Origin of the sequence: Bacillus sp. AY2-1 (genome assembly GCF_008368965.1) — a bacterium.
Taxonomy (GTDB): Bacteria; Bacillota; Bacilli; order Bacillales; family Bacillaceae_G; genus Bacillus_A; species Bacillus_A thuringiensis_S.
On the sequence record NZ_QPEL01000017.1, the window covers coordinates 272,921 to 291,863 of the forward strand.

Below are 18,943 nucleotides of genomic sequence, written 5' to 3' on the forward strand. Positions count from 1 at the left end.
CAAATCATTGGGAAAAAAATGATGCTAACAGTATAATGAGGGTAACTTAATTGTGTAGGAATGGATAGGAGTGAATAGTGTGTCAGAAGAAAAAATTTATGATGTCGTTATTATTGGTGCAGGACCAGCTGGTATGACAGCTGCAGTATATACATCTCGTGCAAATTTAAGCACATTAATGCTTGAGCGTGGTATTCCAGGTGGCCAAATGGCAAACACAGAAGATGTAGAAAACTACCCAGGTTATGAGTCTATTTTAGGACCAGACTTATCAAATAAAATGTTTGAGCATGCGAAGAAATTTGGTGCTGAATATGCATACGGTGATGTGAAAGAAGTCATCGATGGTAAAGAATACAAAACAATTATTGCTGGTAAAAAAGAATATAAAGCACGTGCAATTATCGTTGCAAGCGGTGCAGAGTATAAAAAAATTGGTGTACCGGGTGAAACAGAACTTGGCGGCCGTGGTGTATCATATTGTGCAGTATGTGACGGGGCATTCTTTAAAGAAAAAGAACTTATCGTAATTGGCGGCGGAGATTCTGCTGTTGAAGAGGGTGTATTCTTAACGCGCTTTGCATCAAAAGTAACGATTGTTCACCGTCGTGACACGCTTCGTGCACAGAAAATTTTACAAGACCGTGCTTTCCAAAATGAAAAAGTAGATTTCATTTGGAACCATACTATAAAAGAAATCAACGAAGCAAGTGGTAAAGTAGGAAGTGTAACACTTGTCGACGTAAACAGTGGAGAAGAGAAAGAAGTCAAAACTGACGGCGTATTCGTATACATCGGTATGTTACCATTATCAAAACCATTTGTTGAACTAGGTATTACAAATGAAAATGGTTACCTTGAAACGAACGAACGTATGGAAACGAAAATTCCTGGTATTTTTGCAGCTGGTGATGTTCGTGAAAAAATGCTTCGTCAAATTGTAACTGCAACAGGTGACGGTAGTATTGCAGCACAAAGTGCTCAACATTACGTAGAAGAATTATTAGAGGAATTAAAAACTGTATCAGAAAAATAAGGGATAATATACCTTGTGAGAAGAAAGCTACCGACAGGAGCTTTCTTCTTTTTTTGTTTGAAAATGTCAAAGTTTTGTCAAAAAATATTAGGATTATAAGATTTCTTATTGATATACTGGACTTTACGGAAAAAATCACTATAAGAAATGAGGAATTTATTCAGTATGGAATGGCGTAATATATATCGTGGATTTTGTATGGGCGTTAGTGATTTAATTCCTGGTGTGAGCGGCGGTACAATCGCTGTTGTGTTAGGGATTTATGAACAATTGCTTGCGGCAATTAGTGGATTCTTTAGTCGTGAATGGAAAAAACATTTAGGATTTTTAATTCCCCTTGCAGCTGGTGTGGCAGCAGCATTTTTAACGTTAAGTCACGTTATTAAATATTTACTTGCAAATCATTATGAACCGACTCAATTTTTCTTCCTCGGTTTAATTATTAGTATATTACCGATGTTAATGAGAGAAGCTGATGCAAAGTCATCGTTTAAAGGTAAGCACATTGTTTTATTAATAGTTGCAGCAATTCTTGTTGCGATTACAGTTTTCTTTAAACCAGATAAGGCAGCAGATCCAATTACGACGTTAACAATTTTAAATGCAATTGGTTTATTTTTCGCAGGATGGATGGCTAGTATGGCCATGCTGCTTCCTGGGATTAGTGGATCGTTTATTTTATTAATTATTGGTGTGTATCCAACAGCAATTAACGCTTTAACTACACTTAATTTACCTTTAATCGTGGTTATCGGTGCTGGTGTTATGGTCGGATTTGTTGTAAGTAGTAAAGGCATTAGTTTTTTATTAGATCGTTATAAAAGTATGACATTTGCGGCAATTATTGGACTTGTAATCGGTTCGATTGTAATTGTGTTCCCTGGGATTCCGACTGGCGGATTTTCAATTATAAGTTCGATTATTACCTTTATTTTAGGATTTGCGATTGTTACTTATTTCGGTAAGAAATAAAGGCTTTAATCCCCTTGGCGATAAAAATCGTTAAGGGGATTTTTTATGCTATTCATTGAAAGTCTAAGCATTTACATTGCTTGTTATAGAAAGCTTTTTTAAAATTGTTGAGTAGCATATGCTTAACGAAAGAGGACTGGCTCCTTCGTTGTAGCAAACTGTTTTTGATAGTATAATGAAAGAAGTATGCAGTGAGGAATTTTACTGCAAGTAGCTGAGGTGAAGAAACATGCAAAGAGTGACAAACTGTGTGTTAATTAGAGATAATGAAGTACTCTTACTCCAAAAACCTCGCCGAAATTGGTGGGTTGCACCAGGCGGGAAAATGGAGCGTGGTGAGACTGTAAGAGATTCCGTTGTTCGCGAGTATCGTGAAGAAACAGGTATTTATTTGAAAAACCCAGCGTTAAAGGGGGTCTTCACCTTTGTCATCCAAGAAGGTGATAAAGTTGTTTCTGAATGGATGATGTTCTCCTTTTTAGCGACAGATTTTGCAGGAGAAAACAAACTAGAGAGCGAAGAAGGCATCATTGGTTGGCATACATTTGACAAAATTGATGATTTAGCAATGGCGCCAGGAGATTATCACATTATTGATTACTTAATTAAAGGAAATGGCATAATCTACGGTACATTTGTATATACCCCAGATTTTGAGTTGCTTTCATATCGATTAGATCCGAGTTAAACCGTCAAGGAGAGGATACGATGACAGAGAATAATGATATAAAAATGGTAATTATTACAGGGATGTCTGGAGCTGGAAAAACAGTAGCTTTACAAAGTTTTGAAGATTTAGGATATTTTTGTGTAGATAATTTGCCACCGATGTTATTGCCAAAGTTTATTGAACTTATGGCGGATTCAAAAGGGAAAATGAATAAAGTGGCACTTGGTATTGATTTACGTGGCCGCGAGTTTTTCGAACATTTATGGGGAGCGCTTGATGATTTATCAGAACGTACATGGATTATTCCTCATATTTTATTTTTAGATGCGAAAGATAGTACGCTTGTAACTCGTTATAAAGAAACGAGACGTTCGCATCCACTTGCACCAACTGGTTTGCCGTTAAAGGGAATCGAAGCAGAGCGCGATTTATTAACAGATATGAAGGCACGAGCGAATATTGTGCTTGATACATCGGATTTAAAACCGAAAGAATTACGTGAAAAAATTGTTCACTTGTTCTCAACAGAAACTGAGCAAGCATTTCGTGTAAATGTTATGTCATTTGGATTTAAGTACGGTATTCCAATTGATGCAGATTTAGTATTTGATGTTCGTTTTTTACCAAATCCATATTACATTCCACATATGAAGCCATTAACAGGACTAGATGAAGAAGTTTCTTCGTATGTACTGAAATTTAATGAGACACATAAGTTTTTAGAGAAGTTGACGGATCTGATTACTTTCATGTTGCCTCATTATAAAAGAGAAGGCAAAAGTCAACTTGTAATTGCAATTGGATGTACAGGTGGACAGCATCGTTCTGTTACGCTTACAGAATACCTTGGGAAACATTTGAAACCAGAGTATAGTGTTCATGTATCTCATCGTGATGTGGAGAAGAGAAAGGGCCATTAAGGGATGAAAAAAGAGAGAAAGCCTAAAATTGTTATCATGGGAGGCGGAACTGGACTCTCTGTTTTATTAAGAGGATTAAAGCAATATCCTGTTGATATTACAGCAGTTGTTACAATCGCTGATGATGGTGGCAGTTCAGGTAGATTACGTGATGAGCTAGAAATTCCACCTCCAGGTGACATCCGTAACGTACTTGTTGCGTTATCGGATGTAGAGCCACTGGTGGAAGCTTTATTTCAGCACCGTTTCACAACAGGGGACGGACTGAAAGGTCATGCGTTAGGAAATCTATTGTTGGCAGGTATGACCTCAATTACAGGAGACTTTTTCCATGCAATTACGGAAACAAGTAAAGTATTAAATGTCAGAGGACGTGTATTACCAGCAGCGAATCAAAGTGCGGTACTTCATGCGGAACTTGAAGATGGAGAAATTGTAACAGGCGAATCAAAGATTCCTTATTACGGAAAGAAGATTAATCGTGTCTTTTTAACTCCAGAAGATGTAGAGCCATTGCATGAAACCTTGGCTGAGATTAAACGAGCTGATTTACTCGTTTTCGGTCCAGGAAGTTTGTATACAAGTATATTACCCAACTTAGTTGTTAATAAAATTGGGGATGCTGTTCTTGCTGCAAAGGCGAAGAAGGTGTATGTATGTAACGTTATGACACAAGCGGGTGAAACGATGGGATATACTGCTTTTGATCATGTGCAGGCTTTACACGATCATTTAGGGCAACCATTTATTAATACTGCAATTGTAAATAACCGTGATATTCCTTGTGAATTACGTAAGTTATATGAGGAAGAAATGTCTACACCAGTTGTAGTGGATGAAGAACGTTTTGCTGAAAATAATATTGATGTCATTCAAGGTGGATTAGCGAAGTATGATGATCGTGTTGTAAGGCATGATACGTTAAAGTTAGCTTCGATTTTATATTCATTGTTATAAATATGCGTTGCCTCGTTTGAGGTAGCGCTCCTCATTCATATAGGACAAGAATTTTGTTCCATAATAATCGTATAAGGAGGTGTTGACTGTGTCATTTGCATCAGAAACAAAGAAAGAGCTGACGAACCTTGAAATGAAGGAATGCTGTGAAAAAGCTGAATTATCAGCGTTACTTCGAATGAATGGATCGCTTTCTTTTTCAAACCGTCGTCTATCTATTGATATTCAAACAGAAAATGCGGCAATTGCAAGAAGAATTTATACGCTTTTGAAAAAGGGATATGACGTAACGGTAGAATTGCTTGTTCGTAAAAAAATGCGATTGAAGAAAAATAATGTATATATCGTAAGGCTTGTTGAGAAGTCTCGCGAAATATTAGCCGATCTTCATATCGTGCGAGATGACTTTTCATTTATTCGAAATATATCACAAGAATTGATTGAGAAGAAGTGTTGTAAACGATCGTATTTACGCGGTGCATTTTTAGCAGGTGGTTCAGTAAATAACCCAGAAACATCATCTTATCATTTAGAGATCTTTTCGTTATATAAGGAACATAATGATGCTATATGTGAACTGATGAACGGATTTGATTTAAATAGTAAGACGCTGGAAAGAAGAAAAGGGTACATTACGTATTTGAAAGAAGCGGAGAAAATTACGGAATTTTTAAATATTATTGGTGCTCATAATGCGCTTTTAAGATTTGAAGATATTAGAATCGTACGTGATATGCGTAATTCCGTAAATCGTTTAGTGAACTGCGAAACAGCTAATTTAAATAAAACAATTGGTGCAGCGCTAAGGCAAATTGAAAATATCCGCTATATTGATGAGACGGTTGGTCTTGATATATTGCCAGATAAACTACGAGAAATTGCGCAGCTACGAAGAGATTATCAAGATGTAACATTGAAAGAGTTAGGTGAGATGGTATCCGGGGGGAAAATTAGTAAATCGGGTATTAATCATCGTTTGCGTAAAATCGATGAAATTGCAGAGAAATTACGCGCGGGGGAAACGGTAGCAAAAAAATAAGAGGTTAAAGGGGAAATGGAGCTGTGGTTCAAAAACGAGTTCAGGTTTCATTAAAAAACGGTTTACAAGCACGTCCGGCTGCGTTGTTTGTACAAGAGGCAAATCGCTTTCATGCAGATATCTTCATCGAGAAAGACGGAAAGACAGTAAATGCAAAGAGCATAATGGGGATTATGAGCTTAGCAATTGGAACTGGTAGCATGATAACAATTACAACAGAAGGTTCAGATGCAGAAGAGGCTTTAGAAGCATTAGCTGCATATGTACAATAAGAAGCTATCGCGTATATGCGATAGTTTTTTGTTTTTGCTGTTTACTTAAAGGGAGTTTTCGGGATAGGGGGTATGTAGGTGGTTTGTCCTTGTCGTAGATTGTCGGTAAATCGATATGTTGTGTCGAACCGTTGATATATTAAAAAAATCGTTGATATAATTTGAGTTTTGTTCGATATAATTGAAAAATCGTTGATATATTTAGAGAGATACTGGATGGGGTATGTGAGCGGGGAACAATTATAAAAGAAGCGCCCAATTATAGGGCGCTTCCGCTTTTAGTTGTATCCAGCTCCAGCGGCTAGAATGGTCGGTGGCTTCGCTTCTTCCGCCGAGGTAAAAAGCACCTCTTTGTCAGAAGCTCCATCCTCCTCCCATTCTGAACGAGCCGCTTCCGCTTTTAGTATATCCAGCTCCAGCGGCTAGAATCTCCGGTCGTTTCGCCCCTTCATTCGAGGCAAAAAGCGCCTCGGAATCAGGTGCTCCATCGCCCTGCGATTCTGAACGAGCCGCTTCCGCTTTAAATTAATTAACGATTTGTAAAGATCTTATCGATTAAACCGTATTCTAAAGCTTTTTCTGCTGTCATGAAGTTGTCGCGGTCTGTGTCGCGTTGTAGTACTTCAAGTGGTTGACCAGTGCGGTCAGCAAGAATTTGGTTTAGTTTTTCACGTAAGAATAGGATACGTTTAGCAGCGATTTCGATTTCAGTCGCTTGACCTTGTGCTCCGCCAAGTGGTTGGTGAATCATTACTTCACTGTTTGGAAGTGCATAACGTTTTCCTTTTTCACCTGCTGCAAGTAAGAATGCACCCATAGATGCTGCCATACCGATACAGATTGTTGATACTTGTGGTTTAATAAACTGCATTGTATCATAGATTGCCATACCTGCTGTGATAGAACCACCAGGGCTGTTGATGTAGATGTGAATATCTTTTTCTGGATCTTGAGATTCCAAGAATAAAAGCTGGGAAACGATTGAGTTAGCTACGTTGTCATCAATTGCACTACCAAGCATAATGATGCGGTCTTTTAATAGTCGAGAGTAAATATCGTAAGCGCGTTCTCCACGATTTGTTTGTTCAATTACTGTAGGAATTAAATTCATCTGTTATTTCCTCCTTCTAAAGCTTTCTTAGTCTTATAATACAATTATGGTCAATAAAGGTCAAACGAAACCACTTTAAATCAAAAAAATATGTAGTTGTATCATGAAATATTCGCTATGTTTTCGAAATTCCCTGCTTATGTATCTTCAACATCATAACCGAATTCCATAAATTTAAACGTTATGAAAACTGGAGAAAAAGGAAAAGAACGCTTGTTAACTGAAGCGTTCTTTCGATAATTAGTCTTTTAAAAGATAGGTAACTCTATTTAAAATCTTTTCGATTTGTTTCGCGTTTTTACTATACATTTCGCTTGCTGATTTCGACTTTGTTTCTAGAGAAAATAGTTCAAGATCAGCATGACATTTTTTTAAAGATGCTAATAATAAAGGCTTATTTTGAGGAGAAGGCATTTGTAGTTTGTCATTGTAAATGTCGATAGTAAGTTGTCCGTATGAATCTACTTGACCGAGAAAAACATTTTCGATAACAACACCGAGCTTTTCTAGTTCAGAGTGTAGCCAAGCGCGGTTATGCCCGCTTGCTGAAAGTGGTTCATCTAGTACATTTCCATCCATAATAACAGTTTGTGGTTCTTTTTCATTTGGCACTTTTAAACCGAGATCTTTTGCAGTAAGTGGCTGAGAATCTTTCTTTAATAATACATTTAATTCTCCGCTCGGTTCTAAGACAGCAAATTCGACTTCAGCTATACTGAATGCACCATTTCCTCTAAGAAGCTCAAGTAACTCATCACTTGTATATTTTTCTTTCTTTAAATTATCCTCAAGTACTTTTCCATCTTTTATTAACACTGTAGATTTTCCTTCAAAGAAATCTCTAGCAGTTTTGTTTTTCAAGGAAAGAATTCCGACGAAAAAAGGTACGGAGGCGAAAATAAGTATTGCAAAGACACCGTGGAAAAACTTTTGATCAAGCCCTGTAGCTATTTGAGCAGCGATATCACCGATTGTCATTCCCGCTATGTATTCAAAAAAGGAAAGCTGAGAGATTTGCCTTTTTCCTAAGCACTTTGTAATAGTGAATAAAATAATTAATATGAATACAGAGCGAAGGATGACAAGTGTCCATTCCGGTAGGTGAGACATAGTCATTTCCTCCAGTCTACTTAAAACCCTTTATATTGAGGTTCTTCACGTTCTAATACTGAAACTCTATCCTGTAAATCAGCGATGACACTGTCCATTTCTAACATACATTCATGAAATACGCGTTTAGCTTCATCGTCTGTAGAATTTAGTGAAAGGGAACTTAAGCTTGCTTGAGCGCCTCTTACACTAGCAAGGCAAGTTTTTACGCTAGCGATAACAGTCATATAAACACCTCTTATCCTTTCGGTTTAAATAACAATGCTCCAATGAAGCCGAAAATAATAGCTGCTGATACACCGGCGCTCGTTACTTTAAACATGCCGGTAATAACGCCAACGATGCCATGTTTTGCAGCTTCTTCCATTGCGCCATGAACGAGGGCATTACCAAAGCTTGTAATAGGTACAGTTGCCCCGGCTCCAGCGAAATCAATTAATGGCTCATACAAATTAAATCCATCTAATATAGCTCCAGCAACAACGAGTGTTGCCATTGTATGAGCGGGTGTTAGTTTGCCGACATCAAACATAAGTTGGCCGATTACACATATGAGTCCGCCAATGACGAAAGCCCAGAAAAAAATCATTGCGTTGCACCTCCAAATTCAATCGAAACGGCATGAGCGATACACGGAATCGTTTCTTCTTGTTGGAATGTAAGTGGAGATAGTAAAGCGCCTGTCGCAACGACAAGTATTTTTTTGAACTCTCCTCTTTTCATTCGGTTTAATAAATGACCGTACACGACTGTTGCGGAACATCCAGGCCCGCTAGCACCAGCTATGACAGGTTGTCCTTCTCTATAAATGATAATTCCGCAATCTTGAAATTGTTCGCTCGTTACTTTCGTTCCGTGTTTATGTAGTAAGTCATAAGCAATTTCGCGTCCTACATGTCCGAGATCGCCTGTTACGATTAAATCGTAGTAAGAGGCATCAATTTGGCGTTCACGTAAATGGGCTTCAATTGTATCAACTGCAGCTGGAGCCATTGCGCCTCCCATATTAAACGGATCCGTTAATCCCATATCAACCACTCGTCCGATTGTTGCAGAGGTTACCCTTGGACCGTGTCCAGTATCGCTTAAAATAGCGGCTCCTGCTCCGGTTACTGTCCACTGTGCAGTAGGCGGCTTTTGTCCACCGTATTCGGTAGGGTAGCGGAATTGTTTTTCTACAGCAGTATTATGGCTTGAAGCTCCAGTTAATAAATATTTTGCACCTTTTGCATTTACGATACTTGCCCCAAGTGCTAAACCTTCCATAGAAGTAGAACAAGCTCCGAATAATCCGAGATAAGGAGTGCCCAATGTGCGGCAAGCAAAGCTTGTAGGGGTAATTTGATTAATTAAATCTCCTGCGAGTACAAATTGAATATCATCTTTACGAAGTTCTGCTTTTTCAGTAGCGCGACTACAAGCTTCTTCGAATAAAATTTTATGTGCTTTTTCATAGGAATCTTGCCCGAGCCATAAATCTTCATGAAGGATATCGAAGTCTTCTGGGATGTTTCCCTTTGCTTCAAATGGTCCACCGACAACCCCTGTTGAGATAATGACTGGTTTGTTTTCAAATACCCACGTTCGGTGTCCTTGTAACATTTATAGCCCTCCCCATTGAACGAGAATCGTTTTAATAAGTGCGATGACAAAAGCCGAAAATACACCAAATAAAATAACAGAACCCGCTAGTTTAAACATATTGCCGCCAACGCCAAGGACAAATCCTTCCGTTCGATGCTCAATACATGCGGCAATAACAGAGTTACCAAATCCAGTAACAGGTACAGCTGTACCAGCACCAGCAAACTGTCCAAAACGATCGTATATACCAAATCCAGTTAGTAACATAGAAATGAAAATAAGAGTTGCGACTGTCGGATTTCCTGCTGAGCGTTCAGTGAAATCAAAATATGTGATATAAAAAGTAGAAATGAGTTGACCGATGAAGCAAATAAAACCACCGACGAAAAAGGCTTTTATACAATTTTTTAAGACAGGTCGTTTCGGTTCGCGTTCTTGTTCGAATTTTTTATACTCCTGTTGTACAGGGGTTAAGTTTTTATCTTTACTAGACATTGCAATCCTTCCTTTTCTTTTAAAAAGCGTTAAGTGTTAGACTCCATTTTTTTACCAATGAATTTTAATTGTTTATTAATTTCATCTTTAGATACTTCTTTTTCCTTAATTTTTCTTTCGAGTTTTTCGAGTAACATAAAGATTTTTTTATCTGTACTGACACGAACATCGAAAGTAGGATGCTCATCACTTAGCTGCTTTTGAAGCTTTTTACGAAGAGGTTTTAATCCAAACCTTTCGTGATGCTCAGGTGTAACTGCTATGTAGAGATCTAAATTTGAATTCACTGCTGTGCTTTTTATAATTTCATCCATAGCGAGAGCTCTTTTCTTCGCTCCTTGTGATATAGATTGATTAAAGGATTCCGTACTCGTCTTTGTTAACTTTGGACCTTTTTCTTTCTCCGTTCGTTTTGCTTCTTCTTTCACTTTTTTATCTAAAGGACTATTATCACATCCAGTAAAAGAGCTAAATAGAAGTGCAAATAATGCGGTTATGAGACCGAGTTTTCGCATAATTATCATTCCATTTCTATTGCAATATGTAATGTGATAGAAAAAGGATGACTGCATATCATCCTTTTTCTATTTCACAGCAAGACGGATTCGTTATTGCTGTGAGTATTGTGGTTCTTCTTGTTGGACTTCTTCAACGCGTGGGTTTAAAGAATCGATAATCGTTTGTGTTTGCTGCGCAGCTGTTTGAAAAAGTTGCTTAGCTTGTTGGTTATCCGTATCAAGAGCGAATCCCTCTAAGCTAGCTTGTGCACTTTTTAATCCAGAAACAGTTTGCTTTAGTTTCGTAATTACAGTCATTGAATGAAGCCCCCTTTGGAATATCAATTCATAGGTTATAATTTGTGAGTTGGGGAGAATTTATGATTGGAAAATTTAGGGGTGGAATAGATTTTATATGCTTTTAGCTAAGATGTATAAGGTATTACGGGGATATTTTTATTGATTTAGATGGATTTTATTGCTATTATTATGAGAAGAAAATGAAGTGTTTTCTATAATCATGCGCCCATAGCTCAGTCGGATAGAGCGGTGGTTTCCGGTACCACGTCTGCCGGGGGTTCGAATCCCTCTGGGCGCGTCAAAAAGTCCTAACTTACGTTTTGTAGGTTAGGACTTTTTTTATTTCCCTCTTGTTATATCTGATAATAAGATTTACTATTAGTACTTGATAATAATTTTTATAACTTATTATTTTCTTTCAATATTATTCAAATTTCGGTTGTAAGTTGTAAATATTATTAATACATATAAATTAATAATATTTTGGAATGGGCGTCTGCGTGAGGATTCTCCTTTTACCAAACTTATTGTACAATAGAAACAAGGGGGAGATTAGTTTGAAGGCAAGTCTTTTACAAGAACAAAGCTTACGTTTGGCAATGACACAAGAGTTAAGGCAAGCGATTACAATGCTTCAGTATAATGTACAAGAATTATCGGAGTTTTTGTATGAGCAATCGTTAGAGAATCCCCTTATTGAGTTAGGTGGTTTTGAGAGGGAGAAGAAAAAGAGCTCTAACAACAGTAAAAGTACCAGCAAACAAGTCGAGAATCAGATGGAAATCTACAGTGTGGATTCTACAACGATTCAGCAACACTTATTAAATCAAATACAGTATTATAAAATAGATGAAGAAGAGCGGAAAGTGGCTTCTTTCATTATTATGAACATGGATGGAAACGGGTATTTACAAGAAACGAATGAAGAGTTAGCAGAGCTCCTTTCTGCGCATATTCATGTAGTTGACCGCTCTGTAGAGCTTGTCCAATCACTGGAGCCAGCAGGGGTAGGGGCGCGTAATATTCAGGAATGTTTAACCTTACAATTGAAGCGCTTACAAAGAAGGGATGGATTAGCGGAAGATATTGTAGAGGAGCACTTTGCTTATTTCGTGAAGAAGGATTGGCGAAAGCTCGTTCATGTGCTGAAGTGTAGTAATGAAGAATTACAATCGGCGGTGAACTGTATTACATCATTGCAGCCGAAACCGGGCCTTGCGTATTCTTCGGATAAACCACTGTATATTGTGCCTGACATGGCAGTGAAAAAAGAAGGCGATCGCCTCGTTTTACAGATGAATGAGAGAAATATGCCGAGAATTGAAATTCACTCTGAGTACAGTGCGCTTCTTAATAATAGTGAAAGTGAAGTAGCATCTTACGTTTCAGAAAAGTATCAGCATGTGCAATGGATTATGCGCAGTTTGAAACAGAGAAAACAAACACTTCTGCAAGTGATGACGATTATTATGGAAAAACAACGTGATTTCTTTTGGGAAGGTCCAGCGTATTTGAAGCCGCTCGCTTTAAAAGAGGTGGCGGAAGAGCTAAGTGTGCATGAGTCTACGATTAGTCGTGCAACAAGAAATAAGTATGTGCAAACGCCACACGGTTTATTTGAGATGAAATCGTTCTTTAGTAATGCAGTTTCGACGACAGAGGATGAGGCAGTTTCAACGAAGCGAGTGAAACAGTTTATTCAAACGCTTGTGGAAGCAGAGAATAAGAAAAAGCCACTCTCAGATCAAAAGATTTCAAAATTATTAGAAGAAGAGCATGAAATTGTTATTTCTCGAAGAACGGTGGCGAAGTATAGAGAACAAATGCATATCCCAGCTTCGTCATTGCGAAAAACAATCGGATAGGTGAAGAAGATGAAAGTTGTGCTGTATACAAAAAAGAATTGTGGTCTTTGCGTGCAGGCGAAACAAGTTTTGCAGGAAGTACAATGTGAATATTCTTTTCAAATCGAGGAAATAGATATATATGAAGATAATGACCTTTTAGAAAAATATCATTTAATGATTCCGGTTGTAGAAATAGACGGAAAACAAGTAGAATATGGTAACATTCACAAAGGTGTCATAATAAACTATATAAAGAATGCAGTTAAGAGTTGAATAAGTTTCTATCTCCTGTTACAATAATACACGTAGCAGGGATTATTTTTTTAACCTATGTGGGACACAAAATGTCACTACGGGACGTAAAGTGACCACCGAGGAAAAATGAACCAATGTAGTGAGGAGAAAAGATATGCGCTCATGGATTCAGAACACAAAAAAATTATTACCTGATCTGCTACCTGTTATGCAAACGAGAATGCAAATTCTTCAATACATTAGGCTCATGCAGCCGATTGGAAGAAGAAACTTATCAGCAAGCCTCGGTATGACAGAACGAGTATTGCGAAGTGAAGTTCAAGTTTTGAAAGAACAAAACTTAGTTCACGTCGCTTCTTCTGGAATGACTTTGACAGAAGAAGGAACAGCTTTAGTTCTTGCTTTGGAAGACTTTATGAAAGAAATTTCCGGGTTAAAGGTTTTAGAAAAGCAACTTAAGGAAACATTAGACTTGGATGAAGTTTTCGTTGTCCCTGGTGATAGTGATGAATCACCTTGGGTCAAACTGGAGATGGGCCGTGCTTGTGTGACTTGTATAAAAGACCGTCTGACAGCGAATAATATCGTTGCTGTGGCTGGAGGAACTACGCTAGCTGCTGCTGCGGACATGATGCAACTTGATTGTAAAGATTTACATATGCTATTTGTCCCAGCACGTGGTGGAATCGGAGAAGGTGTTGAATTAGAAGCCAATACCATTTGTGCCAAGATGGCGCAAAATACGATGAGTAATTATCGCTTATTGTATGTTCCAGACCATGTTAGTAGCGAAGCATATGCGTCTATTGTGACAGAGCCTTCCGTGAAAGAAGTTCTTGAGTTGATTCGATCTTCCAATATCGTCATTCATGGAATAGGTGATGCGTTAACAATGGCACGTCGCAGAAGTACTTCGGAAGCAGATTGGTTAAAGATTCAAGCAAGCGAAGCAGTTGGTGAAGCTTTCGGTTACTACTTTAATGAAGAAGGAAATGTTGTTCATAAAGTAAGAACAGTTGGTATGCAATTAGAGGATTTACAAAATGTATCTCACGTTGTTGCAGTCGCTGGAGGTTCTTCAAAGGCAAAAGCAATACAGGCTGTAATTAAACAAGGGCACACTTCAATTCTAATTACAGATGAAGGTGCAGCAAAACAGTTAACAAAGGGTTTTACCCTTTAATATAATCCCCCAAGGAGGAAATTCAAATGACTAAAATTGGTATTAATGGATTTGGACGTATCGGACGTAACGTATTCCGCGCAGCTCTTAACAACTCTGAGGTAGAAGTAGTAGCAATCAACGACTTAACAGATGCTAAAACATTAGCTCACCTTTTAAAATATGACACAGTTCACGGAACTTTAAACGCAGAAGTATCTGCTAACGAAAACAGCATCGTTGTTAACGGTAAAGAAATTAAAGTTATCGCTGAGCGTGACCCAGCTCAATTACCATGGAGCGACTACGGAGTAGAAGTAGTAGTAGAATCTACTGGCCGTTTCACTAAAAAATCAGACGCTGAAAAACACTTAGGTGGATCAGTTAAGAAAGTTATCATCTCAGCTCCAGCTTCTGACGAAGATATCACTGTAGTTATGGGTGTTAACCACGAACAATACGATGCAGCTAACCACAACGTAGTATCTAACGCTTCTTGTACTACAAACTGTCTAGCTCCATTCGCTAAAGTATTAAACGAAAAATTCGGCGTAAAACGCGGAATGATGACAACAATTCACTCTTACACTAACGACCAACAAATCTTAGACTTACCACACAAAGATTTACGTCGTGCTCGTGCAGCAGCTGAAAACATGATCCCAACATCTACTGGTGCAGCTAAAGCTGTAGCATTAGTATTACCAGAACTTAAAGGTAAATTAAACGGTGGCGCTGTACGTGTTCCAACTGCTAACGTTTCTCTTGTTGACTTAGTTGTTGAACTTGACAAAGAAGTAACAGTTGAAGATGTAAACGCAGCATTCAAAGCAGCAGCTGAAGGCGAATTAAAAGGTATCCTTGGATACAGCGAAGAGCCATTAGTATCTATCGACTATAACGGATGTACAGCTTCTTCTACAATCGATGCATTATCTACAATGGTAATGGAAGGTAACATGGTTAAAGTACTTTCTTGGTACGATAACGAAACTGGTTACTCTAACCGCGTAGTAGACTTAGCAGCTTACATGACTTCTAAAGGTCTTTAATTCTTAATTATATAAGCAATCAATGACAAAACGAGGGAGAGGGTTTGTTCCCTCTCTCTCTTCTTTCGTTTTAAAAGCAAATGTGTTAAGCTTTTGAATGGGTTTTGTCAATCCTAACTAGTAGTCGGAGGGAAATCCAATGAACAAAAAATCAATTCGTGACGTAGATTTAAAAGGTAAGCGTGTATTTTGCCGCGTTGATTTCAACGTACCTATGAAAGAAGGCAAAATTACAGATGAAACTCGTATCCGTGCAGCTCTTCCTACAATTCAATATTTAGTAGAGCAAGGTGCGAAAGTTATTTTAGCAAGCCACTTAGGCCGTCCAAAAGGTCAAGCGGTAGAAGAATTACGTCTTACTCCAGTAGCAGCACGTTTAGGTGAGCTTCTTGGTAAAGATGTTAAAAAAGCAGACGAAGCATTCGGACCAGTTGCACAAGAAATGGTTGCAGCAATGAACGAAGGCGACGTATTAGTTCTTGAAAACGTACGTTTCTATGCGGGCGAAGAAAAGAACGATGCAGAACTTGCGAAAGAATTTGCAGCACTTGCTGACATCTTCGTAAACGATGCATTCGGTGCAGCTCACCGTGCTCACGCTTCTACAGCAGGTATCGCAGACTACCTACCAGCAGTATCTGGTCTATTAATGGAAAAAGAGTTAGATGTATTAGGTAAAGCACTTTCTAACCCAGAACGTCCATTTACAGCTATTATTGGTGGTGCGAAAGTAAAAGATAAAATCGGTGTAATTCGTCATCTATTAGACAAAGTAGATAACTTAATCATCGGTGGCGGACTTGCTTACACGTTCGTTAAAGCTTTAGGTCATGAAATTGGTCTATCTCTATGTGAAGACGACAAGATTGAACTAGCTAAAGAATTTATGCAACTTGCAAAAGAAAAAGGCGTAAACTTCTACATGCCAGTTGATGTTGTAATCACTGAGGAATTCTCTGAAACTGCAACAACTCAAATCGTTGGTATCGACTCTATCCCTTCTAACTGGGAAGGCGTAGACATCGGTCCTAAAACACGTGAAATTTATGCAGATGTAATTAAAAACTCTAAGCTTGTTGTATGGAATGGACCAATGGGTGTATTCGAAATGACTCCATTCGCAGAAGGTACAAAAGCAGTAGGACAAGCATTAGCAGATGCAGAAGATACATACTCTGTTATCGGCGGTGGTGACTCTGCAGCAGCTGTTGAAAAATTCGGTATGGCTGATAAAATGAGCCACATTTCTACTGGCGGCGGTGCGTCATTAGAATTCATGGAAGGTAAAGAGCTTCCAGGTGTAGTTTGTCTTAACGACAAATAAGTAGCAGCCAAAGAAAAAGGACGGTGCAAAGCATGCGTAAACCAATTATCGCAGGTAACTGGAAAATGAATAAAACTCTATCTGAAGCAGTTAGCTTCGTAGAGGAAGTTAAAGGTCAAATCCCAGCAGCTTCAGCTGTTGATGCAGTAGTTTGCTCTCCAGCTCTATTCTTAGAGCGCCTTGTAGCAGCAACTGAAGGAACTGATTTACAAGTAGGTGCACAAAACATGCACTTCGAAAAAAATGGTGCATTCACTGGCGAAATTAGCCCAGTAGCACTTAGCGACTTAAAAGTAGGCTACGTAGTACTTGGCCACTCTGAGCGTCGTGAAATGTTTGCTGAAACAGACGAATCAGTAAACAAAAAGACTCTAGCAGCATTTGAACATGGTTTAACACCAATCGTATGTTGTGGTGAGACTTTAGAAGAGCGCGAAAGCGGAAAAACATTTGATCTAGTAGCAGGTCAAGTGACAAAAGCACTTGCAGGTTTAACAGAAGAGCAAGTTAAAGCAACTGTTATCGCTTATGAGCCTATCTGGGCTATCGGTACAGGTAAATCTTCTTCTTCTGCAGATGCAAATGAAGTATGTGCGCACATCCGTAAAGTTGTTGCAGAAGCTGTTTCTCCAGAAGCTGCAGAAGCTGTTCGTATTCAATACGGCGGTAGCGTAAAACCAGAAAACATTAAAGAGTATATGGCACAATCTGACATCGACGGCGCTTTAGTTGGCGGTGCTAGCTTAGAGCCTGCTTCGTTCTTAGGTCTTCTGGGGGCGGTAAAATGAGAAAGCCAACAGCTTTAATCATCCTTGACGGTTTCGGACTTCGTGAAGAAACTCACGGGAATGCTGTAGCACAAGCTAAGAAACCTAATTTTGATGGTTACTGGAACAAATTCCCTCATACAACGCTTACAGCTTGTGGTGAGGAAGTAGGTCTTCCAGAAGGTCAAATGGGTAACTCTGAGGTTGGTCACTTAAATATTGGTGCTGGCCGCATAGTATATCAAAGCTTAACACGCGTAAACGTTGCAATTCGTGAAGGTGAGTTCGATCAGAACGAAACATTCCAAAATGCAATTAAAAGCGTAAAAGAAAAAGGTACTGCTCTTCATTTATTCGGTTTACTTTCTGATGGTGGTGTGCACAGTCACATGAACCATATGTTTGCTCTTCTTCGCTTAGCAGCAAAAGAAGGTGTGGAGAAAGTTTATATCCATGCGTTCTTAGACGGCCGCGATGTTGGACCACAAACAGCAAAAGGTTATATCGATGCAGCAAATGAAGTAATTAAAGAAACAGGAGTAGGACAATTCGCGACTATCTCTGGTCGTTATTACTCCATGGACCGTGACAAGCGTTGGGATCGCGTAGAAAAATGTTACAGTGCTATGGTGAATGGTGAAGGCCCTACTTATAAATCAGCAGAAGAGTGTGTAGAAGACTCTTATGCGAACGGTATCTATGATGAATTCGTATTGCCGTCTGTAATTGTTAACGAAGATAACACGCCAGTTGCAACAATCAATGATGATGATGCAGTTATCTTCTATAACTTCCGTCCAGACCGTGCAATCCAAATTGCTCGTGTATTTACAAACGAAGACTTCCGTGAGTTCGATCGTGGTGAAAAAGTACCTCACATTCCAGAATTCGTATGTATGACACACTTCAGTGAAACTGTAAATGGTTACGTGGCATTCAAGCCAATGAACCTTGATAACACTTTAGGTGAAGTTGTTGCGCAAGCGGGATTAAAGCAACTTCGCATCGCGGAAACCGAAAAGTATCCGCACGTTACATTCTTCTTTAGCGGTGGTCGTGAGGCTGAATTCCCAGGAGAAGAGCGTATCTTAATTAACTCACCGAAGGTTGCAACGTATGACTTGAAACCTGAAATGAGCATTTACGAAGTAACGGACGCTTTAGTAAATGAAATCGAAAATGATAAACATGATGTTATCATTCTTAACTTTGCAAACTGTGATATGGTTGGCCATTCTGGGATGATGGAACCAACAATTAAAGCAGTAGAAGCAACTGACGAATGTTTAGGAAAAGTTGTAGAAGCGATTCTTGCAAAAGATGGTGTAGCACTTATTACTGCTGACCATGGTAATGCCGATCAGGAGTTAACTGCTGATGGCGAGCCGATGACAGCTCATACAACTAACCCGGTTCCTTTCATCGTTACAAAAAATGATGTAGAGCTTCGTGAAGGTGGTATTTTAGGAGATATCGCTCCAACAATGCTTACACTTTTAAATGTGGAACAACCGAAAGAAATGACAGGTAAAACAATTATTAAATAATTTGCTTATATAAAAAGGAGAGAATT

22 protein-coding genes and 1 tRNA gene are annotated in these 18,943 nt (G+C 38.7%); 15 read left to right on the forward strand and 8 right to left on the reverse strand.

Annotated features, from left to right (window positions below):
- Window positions 1–79: 79 nt before the first annotated feature.
- The 7 genes from trxB (at window position 80) to DN403_RS05285 (ending at window position 5,866) form a co-directional block, all read left to right on the forward strand.
- Window positions 80–1,036, forward strand: a complete 957-nt coding sequence (gene trxB / locus DN403_RS05255) for a thioredoxin-disulfide reductase (RefSeq protein WP_001288077.1) — start codon at window positions 80–82, stop codon at window positions 1,034–1,036.
- A 165-nt stretch (window positions 1,037–1,201) separates the two neighbouring features.
- Window positions 1,202–2,008 (forward strand): DUF368 domain-containing protein, encoded by an 807-nt coding sequence (locus tag DN403_RS05260; protein ID WP_149185329.1) that lies wholly within the window; start codon window positions 1,202–1,204, stop codon window positions 2,006–2,008.
- Window positions 2,009–2,237: 229 nt separating this feature from the next.
- Window positions 2,238–2,696 carry an NUDIX hydrolase gene (locus tag DN403_RS05265; RefSeq protein ID WP_001190080.1) on the forward strand — a complete coding sequence of 153 codons (459 nt, stop codon included), beginning with the start codon at window positions 2,238–2,240 and terminating at the stop codon, window positions 2,694–2,696.
- A gap of 20 nt (window positions 2,697–2,716) precedes the next feature.
- Window positions 2,717–3,598, forward strand: coding sequence for an RNase adapter RapZ (gene rapZ / locus DN403_RS05270; RefSeq protein WP_000138458.1), 882 nt, complete (start codon window positions 2,717–2,719; stop codon window positions 3,596–3,598).
- Between the two features lie 3 nt (window positions 3,599–3,601).
- A complete protein-coding gene (locus DN403_RS05275) occupies window positions 3,602–4,555 on the forward strand; it encodes a gluconeogenesis factor YvcK family protein (RefSeq protein WP_000712185.1) in 954 nt (317 codons plus the stop codon).
- Between the two features lie 88 nt (window positions 4,556–4,643).
- The gene (gene whiA / locus DN403_RS05280) at window positions 4,644–5,594 is read left to right on the forward strand and encodes a DNA-binding protein WhiA (RefSeq protein ID WP_000006563.1); all 951 of its coding nucleotides are present in this window, start codon (window positions 4,644–4,646) and stop codon (window positions 5,592–5,594) included.
- Window positions 5,595–5,617: 23 nt separating this feature from the next.
- On the forward strand, window positions 5,618–5,866 hold the full coding sequence (locus DN403_RS05285) for an HPr family phosphocarrier protein (RefSeq protein WP_000250307.1): 249 nt from the start codon (window positions 5,618–5,620) through the stop codon (window positions 5,864–5,866).
- Window positions 5,867–6,395: 529 nt separating this feature from the next.
- Here DN403_RS05285 and clpP read toward each other — a convergent pair.
- The 8 genes from clpP to DN403_RS05330 all read right to left on the reverse strand — a co-directional run bounded on the left by clpP (window position 6,396) and on the right by DN403_RS05330 (window position 10,981).
- Window positions 6,396–6,977 (reverse strand): ATP-dependent Clp endopeptidase proteolytic subunit ClpP, encoded by a 582-nt coding sequence (gene clpP, locus DN403_RS05295; protein WP_001049162.1) that lies wholly within the window; start codon window positions 6,975–6,977, stop codon window positions 6,396–6,398.
- Window positions 6,978–7,217: 240 nt separating this feature from the next.
- Window positions 7,218–8,087: a DUF421 domain-containing protein gene (locus DN403_RS05300; RefSeq protein WP_000018932.1), complete on the reverse strand. Its 870-nt coding sequence runs from the start codon at window positions 8,085–8,087 to the stop codon at window positions 7,218–7,220.
- Window positions 8,088–8,107: 20 nt separating this feature from the next.
- Window positions 8,108–8,314, reverse strand: a complete 207-nt coding sequence (locus tag DN403_RS05305) for a DUF1657 domain-containing protein (protein WP_000215916.1) — start codon at window positions 8,312–8,314, stop codon at window positions 8,108–8,110.
- 11 nt (window positions 8,315–8,325) lie between these two features.
- Window positions 8,326–8,676, reverse strand: coding sequence for a stage V sporulation protein AE (gene spoVAE / locus DN403_RS05310; protein ID WP_000575919.1), 351 nt, complete (start codon window positions 8,674–8,676; stop codon window positions 8,326–8,328).
- The gene (gene spoVAD, locus DN403_RS05315; RefSeq protein WP_000938972.1) at window positions 8,673–9,689 is read right to left on the reverse strand and encodes a stage V sporulation protein AD; all 1,017 of its coding nucleotides are present in this window, start codon (window positions 9,687–9,689) and stop codon (window positions 8,673–8,675) included. Before spoVAD ends, spoVAE begins: the two co-directional genes overlap by 4 nt.
- The gene (gene spoVAC / locus DN403_RS05320; protein ID WP_000095399.1) at window positions 9,690–10,166 is read right to left on the reverse strand and encodes a stage V sporulation protein AC; all 477 of its coding nucleotides are present in this window, start codon (window positions 10,164–10,166) and stop codon (window positions 9,690–9,692) included.
- A gap of 29 nt (window positions 10,167–10,195) precedes the next feature.
- On the reverse strand, window positions 10,196–10,681 hold the full coding sequence (locus DN403_RS05325; protein WP_001228545.1) for a YhcN/YlaJ family sporulation lipoprotein: 486 nt from the start codon (window positions 10,679–10,681) through the stop codon (window positions 10,196–10,198).
- Between the two features lie 93 nt (window positions 10,682–10,774).
- Entirely contained in the window at window positions 10,775–10,981 is a 207-nt protein-coding gene (locus DN403_RS05330) for a DUF1657 domain-containing protein (protein ID WP_000216166.1), read from the reverse strand.
- A gap of 204 nt (window positions 10,982–11,185) precedes the next feature.
- Between DN403_RS05330 and DN403_RS05335 the strand changes: the two genes are divergently transcribed.
- From DN403_RS05335 to gpmI, 8 genes are all read left to right on the forward strand, one after another.
- Window positions 11,186–11,261: transfer RNA gene (locus tag DN403_RS05335), tRNA-Arg, on the forward strand.
- 259 nt (window positions 11,262–11,520) lie between these two features.
- Window positions 11,521–12,828, forward strand: a complete 1,308-nt coding sequence (gene rpoN / locus DN403_RS05340) for an RNA polymerase factor sigma-54 (protein ID WP_000647951.1) — start codon at window positions 11,521–11,523, stop codon at window positions 12,826–12,828.
- Between the two features lie 9 nt (window positions 12,829–12,837).
- Window positions 12,838–13,083, forward strand: coding sequence for a glutaredoxin family protein (locus tag DN403_RS05345; protein ID WP_000869737.1), 246 nt, complete (start codon window positions 12,838–12,840; stop codon window positions 13,081–13,083).
- 136 nt (window positions 13,084–13,219) lie between these two features.
- On the forward strand, window positions 13,220–14,248 hold the full coding sequence (gene cggR / locus DN403_RS05350) for a gapA transcriptional regulator CggR (protein WP_001258185.1): 1,029 nt from the start codon (window positions 13,220–13,222) through the stop codon (window positions 14,246–14,248).
- 26 nt (window positions 14,249–14,274) lie between these two features.
- On the forward strand, window positions 14,275–15,279 hold the full coding sequence (gene gap, locus DN403_RS05355) for a type I glyceraldehyde-3-phosphate dehydrogenase (RefSeq protein ID WP_000161234.1): 1,005 nt from the start codon (window positions 14,275–14,277) through the stop codon (window positions 15,277–15,279).
- 139 nt (window positions 15,280–15,418) lie between these two features.
- A complete protein-coding gene (locus DN403_RS05360) occupies window positions 15,419–16,603 on the forward strand; it encodes a phosphoglycerate kinase (RefSeq protein ID WP_001036332.1) in 1,185 nt (394 codons plus the stop codon).
- Window positions 16,604–16,635: 32 nt separating this feature from the next.
- Window positions 16,636–17,391 (forward strand): triose-phosphate isomerase, encoded by a 756-nt coding sequence (gene tpiA / locus DN403_RS05365; protein WP_001231042.1) that lies wholly within the window; start codon window positions 16,636–16,638, stop codon window positions 17,389–17,391.
- Window positions 17,388–18,917 carry a 2,3-bisphosphoglycerate-independent phosphoglycerate mutase gene (gpmI, locus tag DN403_RS05370; RefSeq protein WP_001231141.1) on the forward strand — a complete coding sequence of 510 codons (1,530 nt, stop codon included), beginning with the start codon at window positions 17,388–17,390 and terminating at the stop codon, window positions 18,915–18,917. Before tpiA ends, gpmI begins: the two co-directional genes overlap by 4 nt.
- Window positions 18,918–18,943 lie beyond the last annotated feature (26 nt).